Source organism: Ochrobactrum sp. EDr1-4, assembly GCF_049199085.1.
GTDB lineage: Bacteria > Pseudomonadota > Alphaproteobacteria > Rhizobiales > Rhizobiaceae > Brucella.
This window is the reverse complement of record NZ_JBLZOF010000007.1, coordinates 107,211-132,065: the sequence shown is the minus strand read 5'-3', so window position 1 is coordinate 132,065 and position 24,855 is coordinate 107,211. Positions and strand designations below refer to the sequence as shown.

The window sequence follows — 24,855 nt, the reverse complement described above, 5'->3', positions numbered from 1 at the left end:
GAATAGAGCTTACCCGTTTCGTTTACCGGGCAGCTTTCTTAAGATTATGGGTCGTAGATTTTCAAATACTTCTGGCTTGGTATCGGAAAGACACTCGATTGCAGCTTCCACGAGGTTGAGTGCCAGAAAATCAGCCTGGCTTTCTTGTTGCAATTTCTTGCGATCAAATGGCGTCTCGTTCGTGGTTATCTGCCATAATGCCAGTCCGATACGGGCCGCTGGATTGAGACGTCTCAAACGCCGTAGAGTAAACTTGGCGCGATGTGCGGAGGATAAGTCCAGCACGCAAAGAACAATCGCAGTGGCACCTGCAATGTCTTCCTTGCGCAATTGACTGGGTTGAGTTTGCTCCTGATCAATCACCTTGGTTTGCGCTGCCTGAACCGACAAAACCTGCGCCAGCATCGCAGCCGTAATATCATCCAAAGGACCACGACCGCCTACACAAATTATAGATTTGTTTTCACCTGAGGGGATTTGCAACATTTCGCCATCTTCAGTGTCTGATATTGCATCAACAGAGACAGTTTCTTCATTATCCTCTTCTTCATCGGCTATTTGTTTGAGATTTGCGACCAGCATTCTGGAACTCTGTGAAATCTGTTGTAGCTGTGTGTCACTGAGAACGCCGCGAATGCGATCCTGTTCTGCAATTAGCAGCGCTGGAATGGCTACATTGCCGTAATATTCTACTAAAAATTGGTCTGATAATAATTCAAGCGCGTTGTCGGTGGCCTCATTAGGATCACCAGCCAGAAGTCGTTGATAAAGCCTCTCTTCGGGATTGAGTACCGGCTCCGATCCAAAAAGAATTTCAAGAAAGCGAAACTGCGGAACATAGCGCCCCAGAACGACCAAACATACGGTCAGTGGGGTTGAGAGTATCAATCCAATCGGACCCCATAACCATGTCCAGAAAATTGCAGAAACGATAATTGCTAAAGGTGACAGGCCGGTCCGCGATCCATAGAGCCACGGCTCAATTACATTGTTACTGATGAGTTCAAGCAAAACGAAAAGTGCGATGGTCCATAAAACAAGATCCCATCCGGGTGCTATCGCAAATGCCAGAAAGAGTGGCATTATCGCTGCGATAACCGGACCAATATATGGCGCAAATCGTAAAACTATTGCCAGCATGCCCCATAAAAGTGCGTTCGGTACACCTAAAATCCAAAGCCCAATGCCCAACGGCACGCCATAACTGATATTTACGACCAGCTGTGTGAGCAGATAGCGCCCCACACGCGTACCCGCCTCCTGCAAAGCTGAGGTGGTTCGATGAAGATCCCCATGACCCACCAGACGGATAAACCGATCTCGTAATTCTTCTCTCTCGAGAAGCATGAAGACCACCACCACAATAACGAGCCCCATAGTCGCAAGCGGCCCGATAAGCGGCCCCACGATTGTTTCAAGCGTTTGAATCGGATTTCGCTGTGAAAATATTTCTACGAGAATCGGCTTTCGCTGGGGCTGTCCTGAGACGGCCTTATCGACAGTTTGTCCCTCGTCCTGACTGATTTCCGCACCAATACGTTCCGCAAAGCTGTTCAGCCGATTAAGCAGACCATTATCGGTCCCAGTTTCTTTAAGCGTACGAATTTTCTCGATGATATTGTATTGATAAGTCGCGATGTTCTGACCAACTTCATTGACTTGAAATGCCAAGATTGCGCCAAACAATCCAATAATCAGAAACCCGCCCGTAACGCTGGTGATAATGGCAAACAAACGCGGCAAACCGATACGTCTGAGATAAGCGACAATCGGCGCCAGCATGAAGGTTAAGAGCACAGCAATGGCTAGTGGCAGGAAAACGTCTTGAGCAAAATAGAGAATAGCAACGACTGCGGCGACAGCTGCTAGTGCAGGAAGCCGCGATTGTTCCTGCGCTACAGCTAAAGAGTGGTTACCACGTCCAAGACCGCGCTGCATCATACCTCTTGCTCATTCGTGTTCCTATTGTGAAAATTGATAAGTAGAGCTGGCATTTAAAATGGCAAAGCATCTGAAAAGAGTGTTGTCTAAGGAAAATATTGTTAGGCTTTAATAAATATAACAGCCCCTATCGACAAGGCAAACCAGATACCGTGTTTACCACGATACGCAGAAAGCTCACTGCTTAAAGCAATGAGCTTTTCATAAAATGCGCAATCTATCAGGCTTTATCGATAACGCTCTTTACGGCATCTTTGGCCTTACCCTTGGCCTGCTGTGCATCGCCCTTGGTTTCCTGAGCCAGACCTTTGGCTTGCATCTCTTTGTTATCAATGGCTTTGCCGATTGATTGCTTAGCTTTACCAGCGAGTTCGTTAGCCTTTCCGGATACCTTATCTGAGGTACTGCTCATTTTAACTATCTCCGTAAACTATGTTTTTGTAACTTCATTTTAACAACGATCATCGCTAAAATTGGTTCCAAGGGAGTTTTCAATTTCGAAGTCCAGCACTCTGAAATCAGCGTTGAGACCCGGAGTGCGTCATTAATAGAACGGAACCCAACCTCGCATCACGCCCTACCATGAATTGCCAGACGAGACGCAGGGAGAACATGATGATAAGCACCAAAAAACCTGGAAAATCTAATCAACGATACGGTTGAGGATAAATGTCACATTTTCAAATAAGAGTTTTACTAAATTGGCTCACGCCCAAATTATGCGGGGATCGCCCAGCTGGCCCATAGCGCGCAGTTGTTAAACGCAATGGGCGGATGCGATTGCTGATATTTGAAGGGAGGCCTTTGTATTCTTCGGTCCAGACTTCAAACCTGTTAAGCTGATCTGGCCCAAAGGTTGAAAATAGCGGAATGTCGCTGGCGTCTCTGCCACGCGCCACGAGAACCCGCCCTATCCTTGGTTGGTTATGACAGGGATCAAAAATGGCCTCAGACACAGCGTTGCAAGGTATCCGCCATATCCCGTCTGGGAGAAAAGCTCACCTATATCCATAACCAATGGGAAGGTCTGCAAACCTTCTTAACGGATGGTCGCGTAGAGATCGACCCAACACGGTTAAAACCTCATCCGGCCTATCGCTCTCAATCGCAGGAATGCGCTCTTTGCAGGTCTCGACGAAGGCGGCATCGCTTGGGGCCGCATCGCTTCGCTGATCGAAACTTGCAAAATCAACGATGTCGAACCCTTTGCATATCTCAAAGCAACACTCACTGCAATCGCAGCCGGACATCCCCAAAGCTGCCTTGATGATCTGCTCCCATGGAGCTTTAATACGTCAAGCTAAGAAACATGCGCAACGCAGCGAACGCTTACGCTGTAACCTGCATGCTAGCCTTCATTGAATTGGTCAGGCCTATCTTCATTCTTGTGGCTGCCACTAATCATTTAGGTTCAATATCTAACGGCAGCAGTTATCTTTTATGGGAAGCATGACAAAATCATTATGGATTATGTCGACGTAGAAAAAATAATATCGTTATTCTGTAGCGATTTTACCAGTTTCCCCAGCCCGACTGAATTTGATCCCTTAATAAGCACATTATCGCCATCTGAAAGCCACTGCGCCAATTCGGCTTGGAGTATTTCAACGTTTTGGTACCATTTGCCGAAGGGACTTGTTTCCAAAATACCCTCTAGTGCATTCCAAAAAAACTTCATTAAGGCTCCACATGCAAGAACGCAGTCTGGTTTTAAAGCAGCCACACGCAAAGCTAAATCTTCATGATATTTAATTGAATTATCGCCAAGTTCCAGCATATCTCCAAGTATGAGGATCTTGCGTGAATGTTTTGGAAGTGTATTGAATATCGAAAGAGCATATTCCATTGAGAGGGGGTTGGAGTTGTAAGATTCATCGATAATATTTATCAATTTGCCGTTAAAATGGATGCTAATATTCTCGCCTCGTCCCGAAAGCGAATTAAACGTCCTCAATTTCTCAATAAAATCATCAATTTCTAGTCCTAGAATACTCCGAACAGCCAGACAGGCTAAGCTGTTGATTGCCATATGCCGGCCTCGAGCTGCCATTGCATATTCGACAATACGACCGTCCATTGTTCGCGCAGTTATGGCATTCAATTCCGGGTCAAATTTTAAGATCTGAAAGTCAGCGTCAAGTGATTCACCATAGGTCACTATATTAAGACAACGCTCAACCGCTTTACTTTTTAACAATTCAAAACAATGCGTTTCCCGATAGATTACGGCCCAACCCTTAGGCTGGACACCCATAAAAATATTAGCTTTTCTTCGAGCGATATAATTCAGGTCTTTTCCGGGTGGCAGATGAGATGGCGCGATGTTTGTGATTACTGCGATATCTGGCCTTGCTAGTTTGATATTCTGAAAATTAGGGGCATTAATGGCGCTTACTGCGGCTTCCATGACCACGAGATCGGTATGCTCATAAGTATTCGCTAAAAGATGAAGCAGTCCGACCCGGGAATTATAATTTGTTCCCGCGTTGGAACTCACACTTTGATCAAACGACATAGCGTGCGCCAGCATGGCACTAAAAGTTGACTTCCCTGCACTCCCCGTAACGGCAACGACTTTTCCCCGCAGTCGCTGACGACCTGCTATACCCAACTGCATCAACGCATGAAGGGGATCATCGACTTGAAGCGCAGGCAATGACGGGGAAAGAGCCGGCAATGGGCGCGCTATGATCGAACCTGCGAGACGATGCTGAATTTTCACCAGCCGTTGATGCGAATCCCAAAACTTTCCGGAAAGTTCCGAATACAATTCGTGACGGGCAACAATCTTAGTATCTGTAGCCACAAACATTCGAGGTTCAGGCATATCCTCATTGAATATCATATTCGACTTATGTGAGATTGAACCGACGTACCAATGAGGCGGCGGAGCCGTAATCCATTTGCCACCCGTGATTTGTTCAATTTGGTTCGCATCCCATAATACTTTTGGCAATTGCGATAACTTTTTGTCTGTCGCCAATTTATAGGTGGGAACGTTTGCCCTGAGTACGGCAAAAGCTTCAGTTGGTGACAGAGCAAACGGTACTTCAATTGGAAGCTTTATTCGATCAATGACCCCGTCTTTAGTTCTAAGACCCACAAAAAGACTTAAGACATCGTCCTGCCATTTTTTGACGACAGGTGGGCGTAAGGCGTAGAGGTCACGATAGATCGTGCCTTTGGACCAGCGACTTGTCGGCCACATCCAGTCACATGGGTCATGATCGCAAGACACGCCCCATCGCCCGACACCCAGGCCATCACTATTTTCGGCTATGAAATCCAATCGCCAGTCGTGTGTGGTAGCCTCAGACAAAACCCAGTAGGATTCAACCCAGATTAAACCACGGCTGACTAATATTTCCGGACTAATCCGAACCCCTACCAATTCCAAAGGGCCGAGTTTTATTGGTGTGGAAAGCTTTATATCCTCTGGAACTGCGTCGACAACATAAGCGGATTGTGGTGAATGAAGTGGCTGCTGGTAAGGTTTCTCTGAAACGAAATCCCTACTTCCCCCCTGTTGTAAGATAGGTCGAATGGGTGGATGCAAATCAAGCACACCGGCGCCATTATCCATAACGTGCAAGCTGGTGCCAAACTCTTCGCACTTTTTCGCATAACGCCGAGTGGCATTACACGATGATATTTCATCCAAATTCGTTGTCGTGCAAAATCCTATCTCCAGGGGAGTGAAGTATATTTTTTTTACGCCTAAGCGACTAACTTCGAGTGTGAAGATCCCCGTATCTTTGTCACTTCTCCTAATTGCATCAAACAATAAATCACCAGCATCATGTATGATTGGCCGATTTTTGTATATCTCGATGCCCTGTAAGACATGCGCGGAAGATCCAAGTATGGCATCCGCACCAGCGTCAACTACTGCGTGTCCGACAGAGATCTCACTATGGGATGGAGAATGCTCATTATTTGCGCCCCAGTGGATTGCTACCAAAACAACGTCCGCAACCTGCCGCGCCTTGGCAATCAGCGGTTTAAGACAAGAATACCAAACATCTGGTTTAGTGATGTCAAGAAAAGCATGCCCTGCCGCGAACTCTGTTGCAGCAAAACTTCTTTGAGTTGAATCAATCGCAAAAAATGCGATGGTGACGCCCTTCACCCTGCGAATAACAGGTGTAAAAGCCTCTTTGAGAGTGGAACCTGACCCAGCATGATCAATCCCAGATGCTTTCAACCACTGTGCTTGCTCCATTAACGCGACAGAGCCATAATCACCGCTATGATTATTTGCCGTCGCGACCAGTTGTATGTTCGCCTTTCTTAAGGCAGAGAGCATTTCGGGGCGTGCGCGATAGTAATATGAAGCCCTTTCTCCCTTGTTCAGCCCTTCTTGTCCATGCGTTGCGATTACACACTCTAAATTAGCGATATTCAAATCTGACCTTTGGAGGGCAGAAATGCTACCAAGAGAAAAATTTTCTGTATTTTCTTGATAAGCATAATGGAACCGCCGTCCAATGTTTACATCACCACCCCATGATATCCATACCGTTTCAGGTGATTTCGTAATCATGTGCATATCGCCCATTCTGAATACCTTTTGGTGGGTTGATTGGCGCTGCTGAGTTTCTGTAATGCAGGAACGCTACCAAGCCAGATAAGTAATGCTCAACATCATCTATGCGGATGCGAAACGCATGATGGCGAATAAAAAAGCTTCCCTTAATCTTCCAGGGATTTGCGTAAAACATAGCGAGTTCCGGCCAGAAGTGACCATTTAGCAGATGATGGGCGCGGGCTTCCAACGCGCGATAAAACCTATCTAAGTCCAAACTTTCCAATAAATGTGAGTGTTTCGTGGACGTTTGTAATCGCAATATCATTTCCTGTGCGGCCATCATCAATTCTAACAGAGTTGGAAATGTTGTGATCCTATTTTCAACAAAATCTAAATAGTCTTTAAAGTTGTTTAGCCCGAAAACAAAGTATTCGCTCTTTGGCCTGTAACGCGTAATTTCGTTAACCGCATAAGAGAGCCAATGATCGTGGGCCTTCCAATGCTCGGCTGCGATAAAATAATTAAAACTTTTTTCAACGGCATTTATCCAACGTTCATCTCCTGTGAGAGAATAAAGCTTCATCAAGCCAAACGCTGCTTCTCCATCATAGTATATTATGCGAAAATCTGATTTTACTGTTAGTTCTGGATAATTCAGAACATGAGTAAATTTTCCAGCATCCTCATCCTGCATATATAATATTCCGCATGCAAGCTTATTGAGAATATCATGGTATCGATCAGTCATTAACACTTCACTGTACTTAACCAGCGCCAATAAACAGACCGCGTTTCCTCCAAGCTTTATTTCAGCGTTCTCATCAACCAAAAATGCAAGATCATGCTTTTGATGAATCACCACCTTAATCAATTCTTCTGTGAGATAAGCGATAGCTCTTTCGATCGCATCTCCAAGCAATGGATCTCGCGTAACAGACCATGCTTCAATCATCGCATATAAAGTGCTGGCATGCCTAAGGCTATTGTAGGCCTTTATGGGGCGATCAAAACAAGGGTGCCACCCGTAAATGAAACGGCCTGATTGGTCGACCTGTGTTGAAAGAAACTTGCTTCCCCTATCAATAAGTCCATAAATATCATCTTTTGACATTCGCTCGATCGTTCGACGCCCAGTCGTTCTTCCTGCGCCTGAGATCAAGTGAACGGTGTTTTCCTCGCAGTCGATGAATACCGCTTGTGTCGAAAACTTGTAGACGATGTCATCGGCATTCATACTGACATTGGACAAGCTGTGGCGGATCTTTGCGTATCGAAGAAAATTATTGGTGTTAATCACTGCATGTTGAATTTGCCCGCCCCCGTAAAGCATGGCATTCGCATTCAGTTCCGTTTCTAAAAATGCGTGTCGAAATTGCTTATCCAGTGATAAGCCGTAGCGATAGTAATTGCGCTTCGTGTTGTTTAGGTCCTTTTGGAGCGCTTTCCAACTAAGCGTCTCCACGTTTTCCATCCAATCAACACGGAGCCATCTTACTGCATCGCTTTTACCAACCAATTGAACTGTCTTCTCGATGGCCGCTTTCCAGCAATCACGAAAATTGGTCGCGCGAAACGTATGTGTTTCAGCGCGTTGTTTAGCATCTGTAAAAGAGATAAAAAGTACAACATAATCAAGATTCTCTCGTCTTATCGACGCCTTTACTCCATCTCTGACCTGTTCTTCAATTTGATCAAATAATGCTTTCATTTTTTGCGACATGCTATTTCCGATTAATGAGTTTTTATTACATCTCTATTTGATCTATCAATACCAATTTCTAACGATAAGAGTTTCCTGACATCTGAGCCTTATCGCTCCCGCAACGCTTCGCTGGCTCTGTTAAACGGCTTGATCAGATACTCGAAGACTGTTTTGGCGCCAGTGTGAATATCTACCGTGGCAATCATGCCCGGAACGATTGGGAAGCGCTGATCATTCTTGTTCATAAGCGCATCTGTTTCCGTCTTGATGAACACACGATAGTAATACTCCTCAGGCTTGATTTCGTCCTGAATAGTATCCGCAGAAATGCTCACGACCTTACCTTCAAGCGCTCCATAAATCGCATAATCATAGGCTGTGATTTTCACAGTCGCGCGCTGATCGGGGTGAATATAGGCAATATCACGCGGCAAAACCCGCGTTTCGATCAGCAACTGCTCATCAAGTGGCACGATCACCATCAGCTTGCCATTGGGCGGCACGACGCCGCCTATTGTTGCCACCTCAATATTCTTGACGATACCGCGCACCGGCGAGCGCAGCGTCATACGTGCAAGGGAATCGGAACGACCACGGATCACAGATGACAGCGAATCCACTTCGGCATTTGCTTTTGCCAGCTCCTCGCGCGCTTGCACAATATAATCAGATTTGATCTCTGTTTCTTTGAGCTGCAACTCAACTAACTGTCGCTTCAGGCGGATCACTTCAACATTGCTTGCTGCACCCATTTTACTCAAGGACTGACTGATATTCAGCTCATCCTGCACCAGCTGTTTTGATTCAGCGATCCATTGCAGCGCCTCTTTCAAGCTTTGCTTGCGCGCTTCAAACAGCCTTGTCTCTGATGCGACAAGCGCTGGAAACGCATCCAGTTCGGTTGAAAACAGCAGTTCAGTCTGGCTAACTTCAGCGTTAAGGCGTGCAGAACTTGCAAGTGCAGCACGATATTTTGCAGAACTTTCCTGAACACTCGATTCTGTCACTGTGGGATCAAGCTGGGCAAGTATCTGTCCCGGTTCGACAACATCGTCCTGACGCACCATAAGCTTGGCGACAACACCACCCTCAAGCGACTGAATAACCTGCTCCTGAGAGGTTGGCACGACCTTGCCGGTTCCTGTTGAAACCTCGTCCAGCAAAGCCAGATAAGACCAGCCGATAAGAACTGCGAAAAAGACAAAGACCAGTCGCACAAAGCGCTTCGACCGTTTAAGCCGCTGCCCCTGGTCGCTTCCATTAACCCAGGCTCCAAAGTCTCCGCCCACGGCCGCCATATATTCTCTCCGGGTTATATCGTCTTTGTCGGTTCCACTTTGCTCATGCCACGCAGGGTTTGCAGGCCCCGCTCTTTGCTATCGTCCAGAGCAACCTGACCGTTCTCAATCACAATGAGGCGCTGCACCAATTCAAGTACACGCATTCGGTGGGTTGCGATAATCACCGTGCGTCCCGCACTCCACTTGGCAAACTGCTGGATGAAATGGCGTTCTGTCGCCTCATCCATTGTCGATGTAGGTTCATCGAGCAGAATTACCGACGGATCACGGATAAGAAGACGCGCCAGAAGAATTGCTTGTTTCTGGCCGCCGGAAAGACCGCCGCCCCCTTCCTGCACCAGATGTTCAAGACCTTTCGGCAGCTTACGCACAAAACTGTCGGCACCGACCATAATCAGTACACGCTGGATTTCAGCATCCGATGCGTCCGGTGCGCCCATGGTGATGTTTTCGCGCAGCGAACCGAAAAACAGTCGCGAATTCTGGGTCAGCAGACCAACATCGCGCCTAACATCTGCGGGATCAATTTGGGGCAGAGATAAATCATCGAGCAAAACCTCGCCGTCAGATGCGTCCAGCAATCCGGACATGGCCATCAGAAGCGTGGATTTACCCGCACCATTGCGACCGAGAACAGCGATACATTCGCCCTGCTCAACTTTCAGGTCTTTAACGAGCAACACTGGCGGAGAGCTCTCATCACCGTACCGAAACAGCGCGCTTTTCAGCTTGAAAGAACCGTTGATTTTTGGGCAATGAATTCGCGTTTCCGTGTCAGGATGATCAACCGGCATCTGCATCAGCTGATCAAGACCTTTTTTGGCAATACGTGCGTGCTGCAGGCGACCCAGAATTTGCGAAAGTTGCCCCATCGGTGCCAGCATGCGCGACCCGAGAATTGATGCGCCAACCAACGCACCCGTGGTCATGTCGCCTGCAATAATCAGCGGCGCACCTGCAAAGACCGTCAAAGCATACACACCAGCCTGCACGTTTTGTGTCCAGACGCTGAGACTGTTTGTAAGCGCACGCAATCTGATCTGCGCTTCGCCTGTTACGGCATTAAAATGGTTCCACTGCTGCTGAAAGTGGTCCTCGGCCTGAAGACCTTTTATGTCTTCGATCCCCTGCACGGTTTCCACCAGCATGGCATTGCGCAGCGATGCTTCGCGCATGGCCTGATTGGCATAAATCCTCAACCGACGTTGCAACAAAAGTCCGGGTATAATCAGCGCAACCAAAGCTCCCAGCGGAATGGCAACCATCCATCCGGCCAAAAACCAGTAAATGACGAGAAACATGAAGAAGAACGGCAGATCGGCAAGGGCTGCGACAGTCGTCGATGTCAGCAGTTCACGCACTTGCTCCGTATCGCGAAGCTGGGCGATGAACGAGCCGGTCGATGTTGGTCTGGCACGGTTTTTAACCCGAAGCGCATGACCAAAAACCACATCCGACATTTGCAAATCAGACTGTTTGCCCAACACATCGATGATGCCCATGCGCGCACGTCGCATAAGAAAATCAAACAGAATGGCCAGCAAAACACCGCTAAACAGAACGTAAAGCGTATTGAAAGATTGTGCAGGTACCACGCGGTCATAAACCTGCATGGAAAATACAATGCCTGCAAGGCCAAGCGTGTTGGCGATCAGTGACGCGACGAGGACATGGCCGTAAGAGCCCATGTCGCGAAACAGGATGCGTCGCAGCCAGTTCTCTTCAAACGGCTTGATATAGGCATCGACGCGCGCATCAGGAACGGTTTTCGACGGGCGGGCGAGAATGATTTTTTCGGTTTCGGCCAGAAGCACATCCAGTTTGAAAGGCTGCTCCAGACCTTGCTCGCCAATCATCCAGGCGCTGACTTCCCGATCTTTCGACAGGGTGTTTACGACAGCGAGCTGCCCGTCATTCAGCTTCAGAACAAAAGGCAAATGCCACGTCGAGAGTGTGATCGTCGCCGGATCAACAAACCTTATTCCGAGGCCAACATGCCGCGCAATAGAGCTTATCTTTGAATTTTCGTCCGTGCTGATGCTTGCGGCCGCTGCAATCTTTGCGCCCTGCAGAGATATAGGAATGCGATAATGCTGCGCGACGCGTCCAAGCGCTTCAAGCCACTCATCCGCATCGAATCTCAAATTTCCCGCAGGCTTCTTCATCCGTTCAGCGGGTTCATTCAGATCAACACCATCAAAGCCGGGAGGGTTTTCGTCATGCCTCATAGTGTACCTCCGCCTTCCCGCAACATGGATGCATTAAGACCGAAGCTTTGCCGCGTCTTACCGGAACTGTAGAGACAGTTGATATCCAGACGACGGATGTCATGAACCGTATTGGCTGTTTGGAACCGTGCTTCATGCAGTTCCTGTTCGGCATTCAGCAAATCAAGCAGGGTTCGTGTGCCAAGCTCGACATATTGTTCGCGATAAAGATCACGGGTTTTAACCATCATATTGGCGCGCGTTTCTAGCGAACTCATGAGGCGGTTCAACGTACCAATCTGGCTGCGCGACTCCATAAGATTACGCTGAACGTCGAAGCGCGCCGTGCTGATTGCTGCCTCAGCCGATTGCAAAGCGTAAGCGGCGGCGCGTTTACGTGCGCCTGTTTGGCCACCATTATAGAGGCTGGAAGATACATTCACGCCGACTGAATATTCAGGTTGCCGGTCGTTGCTGCGTGTATCGTCGCGTGAAGCATTCAGATCATAGCCGGTTGTCGCTTCAAGTGAGACTGTGGGCAAGCCATCGGCGCGGCTTGCCGCGAGCTGCGCTTTGGCTTCTTCGCGTGCAGCTTGCGCCTCAAGCATCGCTGGCACCTGCTCCCAATCGGGTGCAGCTATGCTACAAGAATTTCCAAGCCATGACGGAACAGATGAAGTGGGGTTTGGCGAGCCACCACCAATGAGCGCGGAAAGTGCAACCTGCCAGCGGCTCAGCTCCGATTGATATTGGAGTTGGGTTGCGAGTGCCGATTCAACACGCGCATCTGCCTGCACCTTGTCAGACATGGTGCTCGCGCCTTTATCCGTGCGTTCATTCACAAGACCTGCGATTTTTTTGACGCCGTCAACCTGCGCCTGTGCATAGGACGACAGCGCACGATAGCGCTGCACCTCAACAATTGCATTGGCGGTATCGCGTGCGAGATTATCGACCGTGAGAAGCAAACGCGCATGGTTGATAGCCTTACCCGCACGTTCCGTATCGACCGCACTCGATACTTTGCCAAAATCATAAAGCATTTGCGACGCGCCAACATTAAACTGCGGTCGCCATCCATTTGTGTTGTTGCTTTGATAGCCTGAATTTACACCCGCTTGCAGCTTCGGATAATAACCCGCCTGAGCTGCGCGTATGCGTTCATCCGAGGCCAAAATCCTGCCAGACGCTTCGTCAACGGCAGGATGCCAACCCAGCGCCCGCCGGACAGCGGTTTCCATCGTAAGGGAACCACTATCCGGCAACTTGGCCGCCGACTTGGGAGACGTGGCACTCGTCACAGCACTCCTATCAACCGCTGGTACGGGGGCGTAACCAGCAGTTGACAGGGGCCGCGGGGCTTCGGTCTTCTTTGACTGAGACAAGTTGTCATTTGTCAAAGCGAGATTGTTTGCAGACATTTGGCACGCAGCCAAAATGCATGAAATCATCGATATTGTCGCGAAACGTCTTAAAACCTGGAATTTTCGCATCGAGTATCCGTTATGACCGGCACAGGCCGGTATTTCATGATCTGACCTTCGCCGCCGTGGCCTCGGCGGCGAAAGGAAATCTCGGCGGATCAAACCGCGTGTGTCGTGTGAAGATCGTCCTCCTGCGTGAGCGGATCTGGGACCAGATGACTGAGTGGATCATCAAATGCATCCGCATTCTCACCCACATCAGCACTGCTGCTATTCATCGCGTTAGCCGAAACAAAACTGTCTTGATCCGAGGTTTGGTCTTCACCGAATGGCAGTGGTACATCACCGCTACCCTCATCAAGGAACACGCCTTCCGTCAGACCGTTTTCAGCAGCATGTTCACTTGCGGAACCTGCTTCTGCGACTTCACTAAGATCTCCAATCGGAACGACATCACTGTCGCTATGATCTGCTCCGTCTGCGTCACTGCTTCCTTCATCGGTTACAGTATGAGCAGCCAACAGATTATCGTCCGTTTGACTATCCGTATGAGTATTGGTGTCGTCGTTGTGTTCAGCCGTAGTGGCCGCATTTTCATGATCAGCTGCGGCGACACTATCGTCATGCACGGGATCTTCTGCGAAACGCGCAAGTGATATTTGACCCATTTCTTCAAGATCGACAGTCAGTTGTGCAGTCGATTCGTGACCATTTGGCAGAACGATCTTATAAGTAAAGCTTTCCGATGCTTCGCGATCAGCATAGCTTATATTTGAGTGCGGCTGATACTTGTAGGAACCATTGCTGTAGATCGTCAGGTCACCATAGGTTCCATCAACAACCGTTCCCGTTGCAAGAACATTTACAAAGCCCGCAGAACCCTGAACCTGCAATTTCGCAGTGACTGGCAGAGAACCATCATTGTCGAACAGATTGCCAGTCGTGCCGGGATTGTTCTGGATAATATGCTGATCAGGATACAAGACGTTGACATCCGTGATCGTATTCACCGTGCCCAACACACCTGTCAGTGTCGTGTGAACGCGGTATTGTCCGGCTCCCAGATTGAGACTACCGATATCGATTGTCTTCACAACACCCAGCAAGCCAACGGTCATCGAGAATGTTTCTGGTATACCTACATTCTGCCAGGAGCCACCAACGAATTGCTGGATAACCACTGTACCGTTGGCAGCTGCCGCCACAGTTACCGATACGCTCACCGTACCAAAGGCATCCATATCACTGCCAATAGTGAACGTGTTGCTGTTGGACGATTGTGGTATGCCCAAAGCAGCGCCCAAACCTTGGGTCTGATTAAAGAAGGCGTTGTTCACCACATTGGCCCAGATTATTCCGGCCGTATCAGTGTCGTTGGTCGCGACGAAGTCGTATGTCGCATCCTCTGCGAAGTTATTGTTATCCCAGACCAGACCCTGACCATCACTATCAATTCTGATGTTCAGTTCAGCTGACGTGTTCGTACCTGTCAGGGGATCAAATTTGGTGTAGGTGAACTGATCGACCTTACCAATGCTCTCCAGACTTCCATTCGGTGTATAGGTGTATGAACCATCCTGATGGATTACCAGATTACCATATTGACCTTCGATTGTTGTTCCTTGAGCACCCGGCGCAACAGCGTGAGGTATTCCCTCGACAGTAACGCTTGTGACGAGATGGCCAGAACTGATAGCGGTTCCGTCATTGGCAAGGACGTTACCCTCGATATCTCCAACCTGAATACCTGATGGCTGAAGATAGTTCAGATCTGTTCCCGAAACCTGCAGATTGCCAATCAGCCCGACACTCAACAGACTTTGTGAAGCGGCAAAGGCGCGATACGTACCTTCGCCCAGAAGCGCACTCGCTTGGGCACTGTTACCCAGAAGCGTCAAGTTAAGCAGTGTCGCATCACCTGTGCCATCCACGGATGACCACGTTCCATCTGGCATGAGCTTCTGAACAACAATTGTTGTATTGGAAGCCACATCCACACCCAACAGCTGCGAATAGCTGAACTCCAGATTCTGTTGATGGCCTTGTGCAACCACGAAGTTGCTGGCAGGGACACTCAACACCGTTATATCCGCACCAAGCAGCCCAACCAGCAGAACATACGCTGCATTCGGATGAGTAACGTTGGTTTCGGTCGGCACAATGTTCACTTCTGCGGTCACATTGTCCACGATTGGGGCCGTGCTGGCTGGATCAATCAATGGCGCAGTTGCAGTGGCAGAATCAGAGACGTTTTCAGCAGCATCCTCAAGTGTTGCAGAGAGCTGTCCACCGTCGCGTTGGGGTGGGTTGAGGGTGATCTGGAAACTGCCGTTGCTGCCGACATTACCCTCGCCAACAATATTGTTATCCGCATCACGAATAACAACCTTGGCTTCAGGCTCACCCTTACCGCTGATCGTATTGCCGTCAGGGCTGACACTCAATTCTGTCGGTGCAGCTGGCGGCAGAGTATCTGGAACTGTCGCAGAACTTTCTTCCGACTGATTGCCCGCTTCATCTGTCTGGGTAACCAGCACATTCTGACCGTTGCTCTGCGCAAGTTCATATGTTGCAGAACCACCTGCTCCCAGCGGAACCGTTGCAATAACACCGCCCTGAGCATTGTAGATGGTAGCCGTTGCATTTGGCTCACCCGTTATTGTCAGCGTAACACCGTCTTCGCCCACAGTTACGGTCGGAGCGGGTGGTGCGAGTGAGTCTGGAACCGGAACGACAGCCGCATCCGAGACATTGCCTGCAACATCTGTCTGCGTGACGGTCACATCCTGTGCATTGAGCGGATCAAGAAGGATCGAACCTGCTCCGTCACCATCCAGAACAACCGTGCCAAGTGGCGAACCATCCGCTGCGGTGATCGTTGCCGTTGCACCAGGCTCACCGGTAATTGTCAGCGTGACACCGTCTTCGCCAACTGCAACCTCAACCAATGGCGCGTCAGGTGCCAGCGTGTCAGGAACTGACACTTCGGTCTCAAGTGACTCATTATTGGAAGCGTCGGTAAGAGTTACGGTAACTTCCTGACCATTGGTCTGTTCAAGCTGATAGGTCGCTTCACCTGTACCATCAAGCCCAACAGTTCCAATCACTACGCCTGCAGAATTGTAGATAGTAGCAGTTGTATTCGGCTCACCAGTGATCGTGAGCGTGCGTCCATCTTCACCTATTGTTACTTCAGGAGCGTCTGGTGCATCCGTATCAGCATCGGCATCCGCGTCTGCGTCGGCATCAGCGTCGGCATCTGCGTCGGCATCAGCATCAGCGTCGGTATCAGCATCCGCGTCAGCGTCAGCATCAGCGTCGGCATCTGCATCTGCATCCGCGTCGGCATCAGCGTCAGCATCCGCGTCGGCATCGGCATCCGCGTCGGCATCAGCATCAGCATCCGCGTCTGCGTCGGCATCAGCATCTGCGTCGGCATCAGCATCGGCATCAGCGTCAGCATCGGCATCAGCGTCTGCGTCGGCATCTGCGTCGGCATCAGCATCGGCATCAGCATCGGCATCGGCATCCGCGTCGGCATCAGCATCCGCGTCAGCATCAGAGTCTGCGTCGGCATCCGCATCGGCATCAGCGTCAGCATCGGCATCTGCGTCGGCATCGGCATCGGCATCCGCGTCTGCGTCGGCATCCGCATCGGCATCCGCGTCTGCGTCGGCATCCGCGTCGGCATCAGCATCCGCGTCGGCATCGGCATCGGCGTCAGCATCCGCATCTGCGTCAGCATCGGCATCCGCATCAGCATCCGCGTCAGCATCAGAGTCTGCGTCGGCATCCGCATCGGCATCAGCGTCAGCGTCAGCATCAGAGTCTGCGTCGGCATCCGCATCGGCATCAGCGTCAGCATCGGCATCTGCGTCGGCATCCGCATCGGCATCAGCGTCGGCATCGGCATCGGCATCAGCGTCGGCATCGGCATCAGCATCAGCATCGGCATCAGCGTCAGCATCAGCGTCTGCGTCGGCATCAGCATCAGCATCGGCATCGGCATCAGCGTCTGCGTCGGCATCTGCGTCGCTATCATCATCATTATCGCTTCGAGAACCAGCACCAATTGCTGCACCCAAAGCTCCCAATCCGGCGAGCCCAAGCAGGACCGGCCCCAGATCGCCACCGCCACCTGCAAGCTGGTCAACACCTTGAATTTCCGAGAAATTAAAATCTGCCAGCCCATCGCTGTGATTACCAGCCCAGAGCTGGCCGGTTTCATCTTGCAGGACGAGGTCGTTGTCCTGACCGTCGCTATAATGCGTGTAATAATTAACGATGCGAATTGTATCGCCATTATGCAATCTGATGAGGAGGTCATCTCCAATTCTTTGATATTCAGAAATAGATTTTGGATTTAAAGAAATTTTGACGACGCTCGGCGCCGAAAGAATAATATCATTACCAGTTACTGTTCGCGAACTACCACTCGCCTTATTCGTGACAACTGCAACCATGACGCTCTCCTCAATTCGCGAATGAGCTTCAAGGGTCAATAATTAACGAGTTCAGGCACTTACAAAATAAGATCAACTGACACGTAATATTCTCAAACGATGCTATCTAAAAAATTTATAAATACCTATACACAGCAAGAAATGTTTTCTGCAAAAAAAATCAGTAATCTTCATTTGGTAATAAATGCTGAATCGACCCCTCAAAGACGCTAACTACCCAAATATCACTTTCAACATGCGGAAAAGCAAAGTCTATGCTGATACTAACAAAATTTGTTCTAAAGCGACAAAAGTCGATTTTTTTGTTGTGGTATTTGATTAGTCATCGCTCTCTAAAAACCAAGCCCGCTTGCTCTGCTCCCTTAAAACTGGACAGTTTATGATTAGAGTTTTCCGCGCTATTTTCCCGGCGGTCCAATGTTGGGGCTCAGTGCACTCGGAACAAATGCTTCGAGTTATGGCTCAACTCTTAATACATCACGTAATATGCGGATCAATTCAACACCAGATACGGGCGCGTTCAAAACTGCCTGAAGGGAGGTTTCAGGGCAGATGGTCATCGATTCAGAATAGACTAGTGAAGATTTATAATTACACGCATCTGCTCGCTTATTCAGCTCAAGGCAGTGTTGATCTGAAGTATGAGCGAGTGGTGTTACATTCACGCTCCGAGCACATTTTCAACTCTTGAATTAAATCGCCATTTTTTTCAGTGGCTCGGGTTTTTTACCGTCAGGCAGAATAACTTGAAGATGATCGTAGATCACGTGCGCACTGAATGGCTTTCTCACAAAAATGGCTCCATCCGGTAGATCATTGTCTTCTGGCACCATCATCCCGGAAGCAATTAAAATTCTTATGTGAGGCCAATGTTTTGAACAATGGCGGGCGAGATCAAAACCAGTCTGCTCACTTGGCGGCATTTGTACGTCTGTAAACAAAAGACGGAATCTCTCTGGATCGTCGTTCAGCAATTCTAATGCTTCTTCAACATTACCGGCTTCTTTGACGCGAAAACCTGCTGTTTCTAGAATATCTACAGCATCCATGCGGATTATGACGTCATCTTCGGCCACGAGGGCAAAGGGAATGCTGTTGTCAGTCATTAAACTTCCTTAAAATGCTTTTCAAATTGACAACACGCATCAGGCTAAAACGATCCCTCACCGACTGACTATTTTTAAATTTAATTTTAAAGGTGGGGGTTAAGTTGGGCTGATGGAACTTTAAGAACCAAAGACAATCCATCTGGACACCAATCACGAGAGATCGTCCCATTCAAACCTTGCACGGTGGCCTTTTCAAGCGTGGCCCCAAATCCTTGACGCTCAGGTTGTTTGGATAGCATTTTGACGCCGATTTCTCTCCAATGAAGCTGAAGGAGTTCTGCGTCCAGATTAATCTCAATCGCCAGTTGGCCTTCTGGAGAAGAAAGCGCGCCATACTTTGCAGAGTTCGTGGTCAACTCGTGCAACAAAAGAGCCAGTGACGTCAGTGCCTTACCGGAAAGCACTGCATCGGTTCCGGTAATTGTAACAGCTGACTTTTGTTCGTTATTGTGTGGTGCGAGGATTGCTTCAATAAGCGCCACCACGGATGTGGATCTCTCGTTGGCTTCACTCGTTCCGGGTACGGGAAGGGTGAGTTCGTGCGCCCGCGCAAGGGCTTGCATGCGAGACCGCAAGTTGGTGACCAGGTCATCAATGTTATCTGTGGATCGAGCGCAGAGTGATATCAAGCCAGATGTCAAGCCAAACAAGTTTTTAATGCGGTGATTGATTTCTTGAAGAAGAATGTCTTTTTCCTGCGCTGATTGGCGCAAGGCCGCAGCCTGAACAGCGAGCTCGTCGCGTTGAAAAGCAAGCTGTTGCCGCTGCCGATATAATTCATAAAAAACACCGGCCTTGCTGCGCAAGACATCCGGTTCGATAGGTTTCTGTATGAAGTCTACCGCTCCTGCTTCATAACCCTGAAAACGGCGCTGTCCACCACCACCAGCCGTTACGAAAATGATTGGAACGTGACGTGTGCGCTCGTTTCCGCGCATAAGTTCTGCAAGCTGAAAACCGTCGAGCCCAGGCATCTGAACATCGACAAGAGCAAGAGCAATATCGTGTTGAAGAAGCAGTTCAAGTGCCTGATCACCGGAATTGGCTTTCAGTATCCTCAAGCCATCCCGGCGAAGCAATGCTTCCAAGGCGATAAGATTTTCCTCAAGATCGTCAACGAGAAGAAACGAAATGGGTTCCATGTGTTGACCTAAACCTCTCTCAAATATTGCGCTATCGCTTCGAGCGATAAAATTTTGGCATCCGGACAAGAGCGGATAGCAGCCTCTGGCATCGTTGGTACGAAGGCGCTTTTGGGGTCCTGAATCAGTGTTTTTCCGCCCGCCGCCGTTATAGACTGTAAACCCTTGGCACCGTCTTCATTGCCGCCTGTCAGCACGATGCCCAGCAGTTTGGGCCCGAAGATATCGGCCGCGCTTTCAAAAAGAACGTCGATAGATGGACGGGAATAGAGGACAGGTGCATCCTTGGAAAGCGACAGTGTATGGTCCCTTTCAACAAGCATATGATAATCAGGCGGTGCGAAATAGATTGTGCCAGAACACAGTGGGTGCTTATCTTCAGCCTCTTCCACCGCCAGTATGCATTTATGCCGAAAAAGTTCAGCCATCAAGCTGCGCTTGTCTGGCGGAAGATGCACCACGACCATCACAGGCAATCGAAAAGTGACCGGCAGAGAGGGCAGGATCGCCGACAATGCATCAAACGCTCCCGCCGACGCACCGATGACCACGGCCTGCGTTTTGGAGACCGTCATGACGAAACCTTCTGATAAATTTTATCCTCACGCACAAAATCAGCGTAGGTGTCCGCATAGCGAGAAAAGCGAACGCTTTCTTTTGCCCCCAATCCCAGGAATCCACGATGGGCTAAGGAACTTTTGAACATGCCCAGCACGTGATTTTTCAGGTCATGATCAAAATAGATAAGCACGTTACGGCATGAAATCAGGTGCATCTCTCCAAAAACAGCATCGGTCGCGAGGCTGTGATCCGAGAACACAACGTTTCGACGCAGTGACCTATCAAACGAAACCCTACCATATGCAGCCTGATAATAGTCAGATAGCGATGTCAAACCGCCTGATTGCTGGTGATTGGAAGTGAACGACTGCACACGATCAATCGGATAGACACCGGCCTCGGCCGCTTGGAGCGCCTCCGGATTAATATCGGTAGCGTAAAAGAGCGTTCGCTCCTCCAAACCTTCTTCACGAAAAAGAATGACCATGGAGTAAAGCTCCTCGCCACTCGAGCATCCAGCAATCCAAACCTTGAGTGAGGGATACGTTCGCAAATGCGGCACAACATGCTCGCGAATGGCTCGAAAATAGCTTGGATCACGGAACATATCGCTGACTTGAACTGTGAGGTAGCGCAGCAAATGCGGAAGCATGGTTGCATCATGCAACACACTTTCCTGCATCGCAGAAAAACTGGCAAAGCCCATCTGTTCGCGTGCCTGCCGAAGCCGACGCTTGATCGAACCAAGCGAATAGCTGCGGAAGTCATAATGGTATCGAAGGTAGAGTGCCTCCAACAACAGCCTGATCTCAATTTCTTCAGCGGAGCCGTGTTCAAGTGGCCCTGTCATTTCGGCATCCAGACCCGAACAAGTGACAAGAGTTTATCAACATCCAGCGGCTTCGCCATGTAGTCATTTGCGCCGGCTTCAATACAGCGTTGCTGATCATCAGGCATCGCTTTAGCCGTCAGCGTTACAATGGGCAGTTTCTTCCAGGCTGGATTTCGACGAATTTCCTTTGTAGCTGTCAATCCATCCATGACAGGCATCATCACATCCATCAATACAAGATCAATACGTGCCTCAGCATTTTCGAGCGACCGATTGAGTGCTTCGATAGCCTCCTGGCCGTTGCGGGCAATAATGACCTGGGCACCACGCGGCTCCAAAATATTCGTGAGTGCGTAAACATTACGGATGTCGTCCTCAACGACGAGAATACGACGACCCTCAAGCATCGCATCGCGATGACGCGCTTTGCGGATCATCTGTTGCTGTTCTGCGGGCAATTCAGAAATGATCTGATGCAGGAAAAGGCTGACTTCGTCGAGCAGTCGCTCGGGGGACTTTGCACCTTTAATGATAATTGACTTGGAATACCGCCGGAGTTTCTGCTCACTTTCGCTGGAAAGTTCTCTTCCGGTATAAACAATCACTGGTGGAAATGCGTAGGCAGTTTCATTGCTAAGTGTTTCAAGCAGTGAGAAGCCTGATTCATCGGGCAAAGAAAGATCCAGCACCATGCAATCAAAAGTCTGCTCGCGCAGCAGATCGAGGCATTCGGCCACATTGCCGGCAGTTGTAGTCTCAACATCGCTTGAACTTAAAAGTTTTGCAACCGCTTCACGCTGCCGCTCATCATCTTCAACGATGAGAACCTTATGTACACGTTTGGTTATTCGATTTTGCAGCTGGCTCAGAACATCAACAAGCTCCTCACGACTGACTGGTTTGTTAAGATAACCAACAGCGCCAAGCGCGTAAGCGGTTCTAGTATGATCGCCCGCAGAAATGACATGGATTGGGATATGACGGGTGCGCACGTCATTTTTTAACCGATCGAGAACTGATAAACCGGACTCGTCAGGCAGGCCAACATCCAACACGATAGCATTTGGCGAAAACTCACGCGCTAAGCGCACGGCCTCCTCTGCTGTGCGGGCCACAACAGAATGAAACCCCATCTCACGAGACAGATCGCGCACAATTGCGGCGAATGTGTCATCGTCTTCGATAACCAGAAGAACACGCTTGTCATCAGTGAGCGCATCCCTATCGTCTTCCAAATGAAAAGGTTGTGGCAAGCTCTTGGATGTGACTGGCGTGTTCGTGGGCGTTTCTCCCGCCGCAACAACCTGCGTGAGGGGCAACGCGCTATTCCCGCCAGGCTCATATCGCAGCGGCAAAGTGACGGTGAAATTGCTGCCTTGTCCGAGAGTGCTTTCCACACTTATTGCGCCACCCAACAATCTGGCAAGCTGCCTTGAGATAGACAGACCAAGTCCAGTGCCGCCAAATCGTCGGCTGATAGTGCTGTCCGCTTGATGAAATGCTTCGAAGATACTTTTGAGCTGGTCTGAAGATATCCCAATGCCACTGTCTTTTACGGAAAAGCTGATTTGTTGCCCTTCCTGTAGTCGGATTGACACCTCGACTTGTCCACGTTCAGTGAATTTGATGGCATTGGCGAGAAGATTTTTAAGTATTTGATCCAGTCGCTGAGGGTCTGTGACAAACGATTTCGGCAGACGATCATCAATGTCGATAACGAACTTAAGGTTTTTTTCATCTGCCAACGGCTGAAACAGCTGCTTCAGACCCGTCGAAAGACGTGCAAGAGGCGTGACTTCAGGATGAATTTCAACGTGACCGGCTTCGATTTTTGATAAATCAAGAATGTCATTAATGAGATTGAGAAGATCATTGCCCGAAGACTGGATGGTTCGCGCATATTTGACCTGGTCTTGAGTCAAGTTCTCGTCGGGATTGTCCGCAAGAAGCTTAGCAAGGATCAACGACGAATTCAGCGGTGTGCGCAGCTCATGCGACATGTTTGCTAGAAAATCAGATTTATACTGGCTGGAGCGTTCAAGCTCATCGGCTTTCATCTGCACTGACGCGTGCGCACGTTCCAGATCACTGCGTTGTAGTTCCAGTTGGTTTGCCTGCTCTTCAAGTTGGCTGTTAGTTTGCTCAAGTTCAGCTTGTTGTTGCTCGAGCCGCGACTGCGATTCCTTCAAGACCCGGCTTTGCTCTTCGAGTTCTTCGTTGGAAACACGAAGCTCTTCGCCCTGAGCCTGCAACTCTTCAGACTGTTGCTGTGTCTCTTCGAGCAAATTCTGCAACTCATCACGATATGCTGCAGCCTGGACGCTCTCCGCGATCGTTTCGGCAGCCCTGTTCAACAGCGTCACTACTTTTTCGTCTGCTCGTTCCAGAAAACCAAGTTCTACTACTGAGTTGACCGTGCCATTTAAGGCCGCTGGAATGATGACGAGATGACGGGGTTTGTCCCTGCCGAGTGCTGATCCAAAGGCCAGATATCCGTCTGGAACATCGTTGAGAACAATCAGATCCCCTTTTGCCGCTGCTTGCCCTAACAATCCTTGGCGTGCAGCAAAAGCTTCAGGCACACTATTTGTGTCTGGTACGCCCAAAACAGCGCCCAGTCGATATTGGCCACCACTGCCGCTGAAAAAAGCTCCCGCCACAGCGCCCGTATATTGCGTCAGATAGTCGAGGATATTTTCACCCAATTCATCAATGCGCTGATCGCCGATCATTGCCGATGCGAGCCCAATTTCACCAGTCTGCAGCCATTCATCGCGGTATTGTCTAAGGGATGCGTTCCGAATGAGGTACCCGACTACCAATGTAAGAATTATACCGAGGACTGCCGCAAGAACCGTACTTATTAGCGCTTGTTGCTGCGCCTTTGCCATTTCTGATAAGCGTTCGCTGCGTACATTGTTCTCGACCTCTGACATTGCGTTAATACCATCGCGAATAGCATCCATTTCGAGCTTACCGCGATCAGAGCGAACCAGGGCGAGCGCAGCATCAAATCCACCGCTTCTCCTGAGCGCAATTGCATCGGCCAATTCACCGAGCTTAGCGTTGACATGCTGCCTGAGATTATCAAGCCTTTCGCTTTGTCCTAAGGTTTCCCCCGTACGTTCAGCAACCTTTGCGATTTCATTATCGATCGCGCTGCGTGCTGTCTGGTAAGGAGCAAGGTAACTAACCTCACCAGTTAAAAGATATCCTCTCTGGCCCGTTTCTGCATCCTGCAGCTTTGAGAAAAGGCTTTGCAGGGAGACAATAGCCTGATGGGTCTGAACAATTTTCTGGTTTGCTTCGCGGATACCTTGAAAATTGAAATAGGTCAGAACGCCGCTGATCGCAAAGAACAATAACGCGGCAGCGAGGCCTATGGCCACACCGAAATCAAGGCCTAATAGCCTTCCTGACCGGATGAAACGGTGGTTTGTTTTCATGGCTGTCTCGCGGCGATGTTGCAGTTGCACGGACTGAAATAACAGCCATCACGCTTTGAAAGCCTTGAAAAACTTATTGCAGACTGAGGCGCTTGAGCGCAACACAACAGCATGATTCGTATCCCGCTCATTAATAAGGTCAAATCAATAGCTTAAAGCTATAAACACGTCAGTGCACTAGTAGACATATATTTTTACA

Annotated in this window: 14 protein-coding genes and 2 pseudogenes; 2 read left to right on the top strand and 14 right to left on the bottom strand. The window is 49.3% G+C overall.

Going from position 1 to position 24,855, the window contains the following annotated elements; genetic code table 11:
• Positions 1–9: 9 nt before the first annotated feature.
• From ACOZHT_RS18995 to ACOZHT_RS18985, 3 genes and pseudogenes are all read right to left on the bottom strand, one after another.
• Positions 10–1,938, bottom strand: a complete 1,929-nt coding sequence (locus tag ACOZHT_RS18995) for an AI-2E family transporter (protein WP_339512074.1) — start codon at positions 1,936–1,938, stop codon at positions 10–12.
• A 223-nt stretch (positions 1,939–2,161) separates the two neighbouring features.
• On the bottom strand, positions 2,162–2,353 hold the full coding sequence (locus ACOZHT_RS18990; protein ID WP_421566250.1) for a CsbD family protein: 192 nt from the start codon (positions 2,351–2,353) through the stop codon (positions 2,162–2,164).
• A 268-nt stretch (positions 2,354–2,621) separates the two neighbouring features.
• Positions 2,622–2,885, bottom strand: a pseudogene (locus tag ACOZHT_RS18985) (transglutaminase family protein); the annotation flags it as partial.
• Here ACOZHT_RS18985 and ACOZHT_RS18980 point away from each other — a divergent pair.
• A pseudogene (locus ACOZHT_RS18980) lies at positions 2,858–2,947 on the top strand (hypothetical protein); the annotation flags it as partial. The pseudogenes ACOZHT_RS18985 and ACOZHT_RS18980 sit on opposite strands and share 28 nt — an antisense overlap.
• A gap of 79 nt (positions 2,948–3,026) precedes the next feature.
• Complete coding sequence (locus ACOZHT_RS18975; RefSeq protein ID WP_421566294.1) at positions 3,027–3,245, top strand: transposase domain-containing protein; 219 nt, start codon at positions 3,027–3,029, stop codon at positions 3,243–3,245.
• A gap of 164 nt (positions 3,246–3,409) precedes the next feature.
• On the opposite strand, the gene ACOZHT_RS18970 is transcribed toward ACOZHT_RS18975, so the two are convergent.
• From ACOZHT_RS18970 to ACOZHT_RS18920, 11 genes are all read right to left on the bottom strand, one after another.
• Positions 3,410–6,499, bottom strand: coding sequence for a CapA family protein (locus ACOZHT_RS18970; RefSeq protein WP_421566249.1), 3,090 nt, complete (start codon positions 6,497–6,499; stop codon positions 3,410–3,412).
• Positions 6,465–8,189 carry a hypothetical protein gene (locus ACOZHT_RS18965; protein ID WP_421566248.1) on the bottom strand — a complete coding sequence of 575 codons (1,725 nt, stop codon included), beginning with the start codon at positions 8,187–8,189 and terminating at the stop codon, positions 6,465–6,467. The genes ACOZHT_RS18970 and ACOZHT_RS18965 overlap by 35 nt, the downstream gene beginning before the upstream one ends.
• 89 nt (positions 8,190–8,278) lie before the next feature.
• Positions 8,279–9,469, bottom strand: a complete 1,191-nt coding sequence (locus ACOZHT_RS18960; RefSeq protein ID WP_339511806.1) for an HlyD family efflux transporter periplasmic adaptor subunit — start codon at positions 9,467–9,469, stop codon at positions 8,279–8,281.
• 14 nt (positions 9,470–9,483) lie between these two features.
• On the bottom strand, positions 9,484–11,700 hold the full coding sequence (locus ACOZHT_RS18955; protein ID WP_421566247.1) for a type I secretion system permease/ATPase: 2,217 nt from the start codon (positions 11,698–11,700) through the stop codon (positions 9,484–9,486).
• A complete protein-coding gene (locus ACOZHT_RS18950) occupies positions 11,697–12,980 on the bottom strand; it encodes a TolC family outer membrane protein (protein WP_421566246.1) in 1,284 nt (427 codons plus the stop codon). The genes ACOZHT_RS18955 and ACOZHT_RS18950 overlap by 4 nt, the downstream gene beginning before the upstream one ends.
• 281 nt (positions 12,981–13,261) lie before the next feature.
• Positions 13,262–17,566, bottom strand: coding sequence for a BapA/Bap/LapF family large adhesin (locus ACOZHT_RS18945; RefSeq protein ID WP_421566245.1), 4,305 nt, complete (start codon positions 17,564–17,566; stop codon positions 13,262–13,264).
• A 692-nt stretch (positions 17,567–18,258) separates the two neighbouring features.
• Positions 18,259–18,672, bottom strand: coding sequence for a response regulator (locus tag ACOZHT_RS18940; RefSeq protein WP_421566244.1), 414 nt, complete (start codon positions 18,670–18,672; stop codon positions 18,259–18,261).
• An 86-nt stretch (positions 18,673–18,758) separates the two neighbouring features.
• The gene (locus ACOZHT_RS18935) at positions 18,759–19,817 is read right to left on the bottom strand and encodes a sensor histidine kinase (protein WP_421566243.1); all 1,059 of its coding nucleotides are present in this window, start codon (positions 19,815–19,817) and stop codon (positions 18,759–18,761) included.
• Positions 19,818–19,825: 8 nt separating this feature from the next.
• Positions 19,826–20,392, bottom strand: coding sequence for a chemotaxis protein CheB (locus tag ACOZHT_RS18930; protein ID WP_339514733.1), 567 nt, complete (start codon positions 20,390–20,392; stop codon positions 19,826–19,828).
• Complete coding sequence (locus ACOZHT_RS18925) at positions 20,389–21,228, bottom strand: CheR family methyltransferase (RefSeq protein ID WP_339514732.1); 840 nt, start codon at positions 21,226–21,228, stop codon at positions 20,389–20,391. Before ACOZHT_RS18925 ends, ACOZHT_RS18930 begins: the two co-directional genes overlap by 4 nt.
• Entirely contained in the window at positions 21,225–24,656 is a 3,432-nt protein-coding gene (locus tag ACOZHT_RS18920) for a response regulator (RefSeq protein ID WP_421566242.1), read from the bottom strand. The genes ACOZHT_RS18925 and ACOZHT_RS18920 overlap by 4 nt, the downstream gene beginning before the upstream one ends.
• Positions 24,657–24,855: the final 199 nt, after the last annotated feature.